The 5,876-nt window shown below is 68.2% G+C and carries 6 protein-coding genes; 2 read left to right on the top strand and 4 right to left on the bottom strand.

Features of this window, described 5'->3' with window-relative positions:
- From Q0654_RS18500 to hrcA, 3 genes are all read right to left on the bottom strand, one after another.
- The coding region (locus tag Q0654_RS18500; RefSeq protein ID WP_298856467.1) for an Hsp70 family protein at positions 1 to 668 on the bottom strand (668 nt) is incomplete at its 3' end.
- A 137-nt stretch (positions 669 to 805) separates the two neighbouring features.
- Positions 806 to 1,315 (bottom strand): nucleotide exchange factor GrpE, encoded by a 510-nt coding sequence (gene grpE, locus Q0654_RS18495; RefSeq protein WP_298856466.1) that lies wholly within the window; start codon positions 1,313 to 1,315, stop codon positions 806 to 808.
- Positions 1,316 to 1,428: 113 nt separating this feature from the next.
- Positions 1,429 to 2,499: a heat-inducible transcriptional repressor HrcA gene (gene hrcA / locus Q0654_RS18490; protein WP_298856465.1), complete on the bottom strand. Its 1,071-nt coding sequence runs from the start codon at positions 2,497 to 2,499 to the stop codon at positions 1,429 to 1,431.
- Between the two features lie 169 nt (positions 2,500 to 2,668).
- Between hrcA and recN the strand changes: the two genes are divergently transcribed.
- Entirely contained in the window at positions 2,669 to 4,372 is a 1,704-nt protein-coding gene (gene recN / locus Q0654_RS18485; RefSeq protein ID WP_298856464.1) for a DNA repair protein RecN, read from the top strand.
- A gap of 322 nt (positions 4,373 to 4,694) precedes the next feature.
- Here the strand turns inward: recN and fur are convergent, their stop codons facing one another.
- Positions 4,695 to 5,096, bottom strand: a complete 402-nt coding sequence (gene fur, locus Q0654_RS18480) for a ferric iron uptake transcriptional regulator (protein WP_298856462.1) — start codon at positions 5,094 to 5,096, stop codon at positions 4,695 to 4,697.
- A 144-nt stretch (positions 5,097 to 5,240) separates the two neighbouring features.
- Between fur and bamE the strand changes: the two genes are divergently transcribed.
- A complete protein-coding gene (bamE, locus tag Q0654_RS18475; protein WP_298856461.1) occupies positions 5,241 to 5,645 on the top strand; it encodes an outer membrane protein assembly factor BamE in 405 nt (134 codons plus the stop codon).
- Positions 5,646 to 5,876 lie beyond the last annotated feature (231 nt).

Here is a 5,876-nt window from a genome sequence, read left to right as displayed (position 1 = left end):
TTGGTGGCCAGCACCTCGAACTGCTTCTCGCCGTCGACTTCGGCGATCTCGATGACCGAGACGTCGAAGGTGCCGCCGCCGAGGTCATAGACCACGATCTTGCGGTCGCCGCCCTTCTTGTCGAGGCCGTAAGCCAGGGCGGCGGCGGTCGGCTCGTTGATGATGCGCTTGACGTCGAGGCCGGCGATCTTGCCGGCGTCCTTGGTGGCTTGGCGCTGACTGTCGTTGAAGTAGGCCGGCACCGTGATCACGGCCTCGGTGACCTTCTCGCCCAGGTAGTCCTCGGCGGTCTTCTTCATCTTGGCCAGCACTTCCGCGCTGATCTGCGGCGGCGCCATCCTGCGGCCGTCGGCGGTGGCGACCCAGGCGTCGCCGTTCTCGTGGGCGACGATGCCGTAGGGCACCAGGTCGATGTCCTTCTTGACTTCGGCATCGGTGAACTTGCGGCCGATCAGGCGCTTCACCGCGTAGAAGGTGTTCTTCGGGTTGGTCACGCCCTGGCGCTTGGCAGAGGCGCCGACCAGGGTCTCGCCGTCCTTGGTGAAGGCGACGATGGAGGGCGTGGTGCGGTCGCCTTCCGAGTTCTCGATGACCTTGGCCTGGCCGCCTTCCATCACTGCCACGCAGGAGTTGGTGGTGCCGAGGTCGATGCCGATGATCTTGCCCATGGTGTGTGCTCCTTGAGGTTTCTTGCGTGGCCTGGAAACCAGGCCTTCACTGGCTCGCTACATGGGGCGGTGCGCTGCGGGATTCAAGCGTTGCGTTCCGCTCTCGATGCAGGCGTCGCCTTCGAATGCGCTGTGGACTACTGCGACACCACGACCATGGCCGGTCGCAGCAGGCGCTCGTTGAGCAGATAGCCCTTCTGGAACACCTGCAGCACGGTGCCGGCGGCGTACTCGGCGCTGGGCTGGGCACTCACCGCCTGGTGGTGCTCCGGATTGAAGGCTTCGCCGGCCGGGTTCAGCTGCTTCAGGCCATTGCTTTCGGCCACCTTCAGCAGCTCGCGCTGGGTCAGCTTGAGCCCCTCTGCCACGGCCGAATCGCTGCCGGCCGTTTCGATGCCGCGCTCCAGCGCATCCAGCACCGGCAGCAGGTCGCCCAGCAGGCGCTCGTTGGCGAACTTCCGCGCGTGCTCGACATCGCGCAGCATGCGCTTGCGCTGGTTCTCCAAGTCGGCGCGCTCGCGCAGCTGCTCCTCGCGGACCATCATCAGGGCCATCTGCAGCTCATCGATGCGGGCCGACAGCAGCTCGACCTCGCTCTGCGGTTCGGGGTGTTCCTGACCCGCAACGGGCTGGGGTTCCTGACTCATGGCGACTCCTTGCGAAATGGAATTCAAAGGCGTGCGGTGGCGAAGGGTCGGATCGAGCCGGCCGCCCTCTCGCAGCGTGAAGGGATTGCATGCTTCGCCCCGCGGCGGGGCGTTTATTGGGCCTGCTGCGCCCGATTCAAGGCCGCGCCCAGCACCTCGGCGGTGGCCTGCACCATCGGGATCACCCGCTCGTAGGCCATGCGGGTCGGGCCGATCACGCCCAGCACGCCCAGCACCTTGCCGTCCGCGCCGTAGGGCGCCGTCACCAGGCTGCAGCCGCCGAACGGGGCCACGCCCGACTCCTCACCAATGAACAGGCGCACGCCCTGGGCGGTGGCGCAGCCTTCCAGCAGCTGCAGCAGCTCGCGCTTGCGCGAGAAGGCCTCGAACAGCTCGCGCAGGCGATCCAGATCGGACAGGTCCTGCACGCCCATCAGCCGGGTCTGGCCGGCGACCAGCACGTCCTCGACGGCGCCCGAGCCACCAAAGGCGCCCTCGGCGACCTCCACCGCTGCGGACAGGATGCTGTCCATCGCGCTGCGGGTGTCCTTCAGCTCGCGCAGCAGCTGCGAACGCACCTCGGACAGCGCGCGGCCGGCGAAATGGGTGTTGAGGTAGTTGGCGGTCTGCTCCAGCTCGGAGACGCTGTAGGGCCGGCGCGTGTGCAGGATGCGGTTCTGCACCTCGTTGTCGGTGAACACCAGGATCACCAGGATCCGGTTGCCGTCCAGCGGCACGAAGTCGATGTGGCGGAAGGCGAACTGCTCGCGCTTGGGCACCGTCACCATGCCGACGAAATGAGTGGCCGCCGACAGCAGCTCGGAGACGTTGTTGAGCAGGCCCTGGGTGCCGAGCTGGGGCTGCAGGCCACGGCGCAGGCGATCCATCTCGGTCGGGTCCAGCGGCTTCACCTGCAGCAGGCTGTCGACGAACAGCCGATAGCCCTGTGCGGTCGGCACGCGGCCGGCCGAGGTGTGCGGCGTCGCGACCAGGCCGATGTCCTCAAGATCAGCCATGACGTTGCGGATCGTGGCCGGGCTGATGTCGAGGCCGGCATGCTTGGCCAGGGTCCGCGAACCGACGGGCTCGCCCTCGCGGATGTACTGGGCAATCAATGCGCGCAGCAGGCCGCGGGCGCGGGCGTCCAGGTGGCGGGGGTCAAGCGGGTGGGCAGGTCGGCTCATCGCTGAGATACATAAGGCCTCGGGCCAGCGCAGGCAAGCCCTGCTCTGCGTTGACGGGCGTTTGTGGCGTGTTGGCGACCCGCGGCCTGCGTGCTAGCGTTCGCGCCCTTGCGCGGCGCCGGCTCACGCGGCCGCGCGCCTCGCCCGCGCACCAGGATCGGATGCCCGCATGCTGAGCACGCTGTTCGTCAAGGATTTCGCCATCGTCAGCGCGGTCGAGCTGCAGCTCGAAGGCGGCCTGACCGTGATCTCGGGCGAGACCGGTGCCGGCAAGTCCCTGCTGGTGGACGCCCTGCTGCTGCTGACCGGCGCCCGCGCCGATGCCGGCATGGTCCGCCACGGCGCCGAGCGCGCCGAGCTCTCGGCCACCTTTCGACTGCCTGCCGACAGCCCTGCCCTCGCCTGGCTGCGCGAGCAGGAGCTCGATGAGGACGAGGCCTGCGAGGTGCGCCGAATCGTCCGCGCCGATGGCGGCTCCAAGGCCTGGATCAACGGCCGCCCGGCCACCGTCGGCCAGATCAGCGAACTCACCGCGCACCTGGTCGAAATCCACGGCCAGCACGAGCACCAGGCCCTGCTCGACCGCACCCAGCAGCTGGGCCTGCTGGATGGCTTCGCCCGCGCGCAGGAGGCGCTGCAGCCGGTGCGCGCGCTGGCCCAGGAGTACGCCCAGCTGAAGCGCCGTCGCGAGCAGATCGCCGGCGCTGCGACCGATCCGGGCCCGCGCCTCGAACTGCTGCGTCACCAGCTCGGCGAGCTGGAGGCCGAAGCCTTGAGCCCGCAGGCCTATGCCGAGCTGATCCAGAGCCATAGGCGCCTGTCGAATGCCAGCAGCCTGATAGAGGCCTGCGCGCGCGCAGTCGCGCGCATCGAGGGCGAGGACGGCTTCGACCTGACCCGCAGCCTGCGCCAGACCAGTGCGGATCTGGCCCGCTTCGGCGAGGACGAGCCGCGCCTGCGCGAAGCCGCCGAGCTTCTCGAATCCGCCGCCATCCAGGCCAGCGAGGCCGCCGCCCTGGTCGTACAGGTGCAGGACAGCCTGGAGCTGGACCCGGCGCGCCTGCAGGAAATCGAAAGCAAGCTCACCCGCCTGCACGAGCTGGGCCGCCGCCACCGCGTCGACCCCGCTGAACTCAAGGCCTGCGCCGAAGGCATCGCCGGCGAGATCGAGGAGTTGGAGGAAGCCGGCGGCGCGCTGGCGAAGATCGAAGCGAAGATGCAGGCGCTGGTCGCCGACTGGTCCAAGGCCGCGGCCAAGCTCAGCGCACTGCGCGCCAAAGCCGCCAAGACCCTGGCGAAGGACGTGTCAGCTCTGATGGCCGAACTCGGCATGGCCGGCGGGCGGCTGGAGGTACAGATCGAAGCCCAGCCCGAGGCCGAGCCCTCGCCGCTGGGCGCCGAGCGCGTGGAACTCCTGGTCGCTGCCAACGCCGGCCAGCCGGCCAAGCCGCTGCGGCGCACGGCCTCGGGCGGCGAGCTCTCGCGCATCAGTCTCGCCATCGAAGTCGCGACCCTGGGCGTCGACCCCACCCCCACCATGGTCTTCGACGAAGTCGACACCGGCATCGGTGGCGCGGTCGCCGAGATCGTCGGCCAGAAGCTGCGTGCGCTCGGCGCCGAACGCCAGGTGCTTTGCGTGACCCACCTGCCCCAGGTCGCCGCCCAGGGCCATCACCACTACTCGGTGCGCAAGGGCGAGCGCGACGGGGTCACCGTCAGCGCACCGACCCGCCTGTCCAGCGAACAGCGCGTGGAAGAAATCGCCCGCATGCTGGGTGGCGTCGAGATCACGGAAACCACGCTGGCGCACGCGCGGCAGATGGTTGAGAGACCGGGATTGGGGATTCGGGATTCGGGATTGGACCTACGGTAGCGCTGGCGTCGATTCATCGAGGATCAGCTTCGTCGGACCGGCGCAGCAGAGAGAGGACCACCGCGACGCGTTGCGTGCGTTGACGCGCCTCGGAGCGGCGCAGGCAGTGCACGCCCACGCAGGCCTGTAGCAAGCAATTGGCACGGAGATCCAAGCGCAGACGGTCTGCCGACACCAACGCAGCACCCACAGAAGCAGACGCGCTCGACGATTCCGAACTCAGGAAACTGGCGGCCCGACAGCGCGCGAGAACGCCCCCGCCCCGCCCAATCAGCTCACCCTTCGGTCCAATCCCGAATCCCGAATCCCCAATCCCCGCTTCTCACCTCTTCTTCCGCACATACAGAACGAGGCTGTGGTCCTCGATCTCGTAGCCGTGCTTGGCGGCGATCTCGTGCTGCAGGCGCTCGATCTCCTCGCTGACGAACTCGATGACCTTGCCGGAATCGACGTCGACCATGTGGTCATGGTGATGGCCGCGGTCGAGCTCGAACACCGACTGCCCGCCCTCGAAGTTGTGCTTCATCACCAGGCCAGCGGCCTCGAACTGGGTCAGCACGCGATACACCGTGGCAAGGCCGATGTCCTCTTCGCGCTCGATGAGCTTCTTGTAGATGTCCTCGGCCGTCATATGGCGCGGGCTGGCGCTTTCCAGCACCTCGAGGATGCACATGCGGGGGTGGGTGACCTTGAGGCCGGCGCGGCGCAGATCCTGCGATTCCATCGGGGTCTCCTGCAGAGGTTGAGGCGCGTGACCCGGTGTCGGAAACGCCGCCTGAATGTGTTCGGACCCCGGATGGCAGGCGGGCGACCGGGGTGGCGCCGCAGTGTATCATCGGGCCCTCGTTTGCCCTGGAAACCCGGCCCGATGCGTTCGATCCTTCTGTCTGTTCTGATTGCCGTGGGCGCCAGCGGCTGCGGCGTCCTCTACAAGGTGGATGTGTATCAGGGCAACCTGCTGGACGAGCGCAACGTGACCCAGCTCCGCGAGGGCATGAGCAAGCGCCAGGTCATGGCGCTGCTGGGCAGCCCCGCGGTGCGCGACCCCTTCCACGTCAATCGCTGGGACTACATCGGCACACAGTCACAGCGCGGCTCGGAGCCCGAAGTGAAGAACCTGGTGCTGACCTTCAACGGCGACAGCCTGGCCCGCATCGAAGGCGACTACTTTCCCAAGCAGGACGTCGAGCTGCGCGATCGTCTGAGCCGCTACGGCAACCTGCCGCGCGAGGAGCGCGAGAAGGACCGCCAGCGCCAGCGTCGCGGCGGCTGAGGATTCGGGATTCGGGGTGAGGCGGCTCGTTGGCGCGGCACTGCCGCGCGAGCCGACGAACGCCCGAACGCTGTGCGTGAGGGCCGGGAAGGGATTCGGGATTCGGGGTGAGGCGGCTCGTTGGCGCGGCACTGCCGCGCGAGCCGACGAACGCCCGAACGCTGTGCGTGAGGGCCGGGAAGGGATTCGGGATTCGGGATTCGGGATTCGGGATTCGGGATTCGGGATTCG

The organism is uncultured Aquimonas sp. (assembly GCF_937888285.1).
Classification (GTDB): domain Bacteria; phylum Pseudomonadota; class Gammaproteobacteria; order Xanthomonadales; family Xanthomonadaceae; genus Aquimonas.
The sequence above is the reverse complement of the archived record's forward strand: the minus strand, read 5'-3'. Positions and strand labels throughout refer to the sequence as shown.

Excerpts from the sequence above, each read along its gene's own strand:
- grpE (WP_298856466.1), bottom strand. The coding sequence starts at position 1,315 with ATGAGTCAGGAACCCCAGCCCGTTGCGGGTCAGGAACACCCCGAACCG.
- hrcA (WP_298856465.1), bottom strand. The coding sequence starts at position 2,499 with ATGAGCCGACCTGCCCACCCGCTTGACCCCCGCCACCTGGACGCCCGC.
- recN (WP_298856464.1), top strand. The coding sequence starts at position 2,669 with ATGCTGAGCACGCTGTTCGTCAAGGATTTCGCCATCGTCAGCGCGGTC.
- fur (WP_298856462.1), bottom strand. The coding sequence starts at position 5,096 with ATGGAATCGCAGGATCTGCGCCGCGCCGGCCTCAAGGTCACCCACCCC.
- bamE (WP_298856461.1), top strand. The coding sequence starts at position 5,241 with ATGCGTTCGATCCTTCTGTCTGTTCTGATTGCCGTGGGCGCCAGCGGC.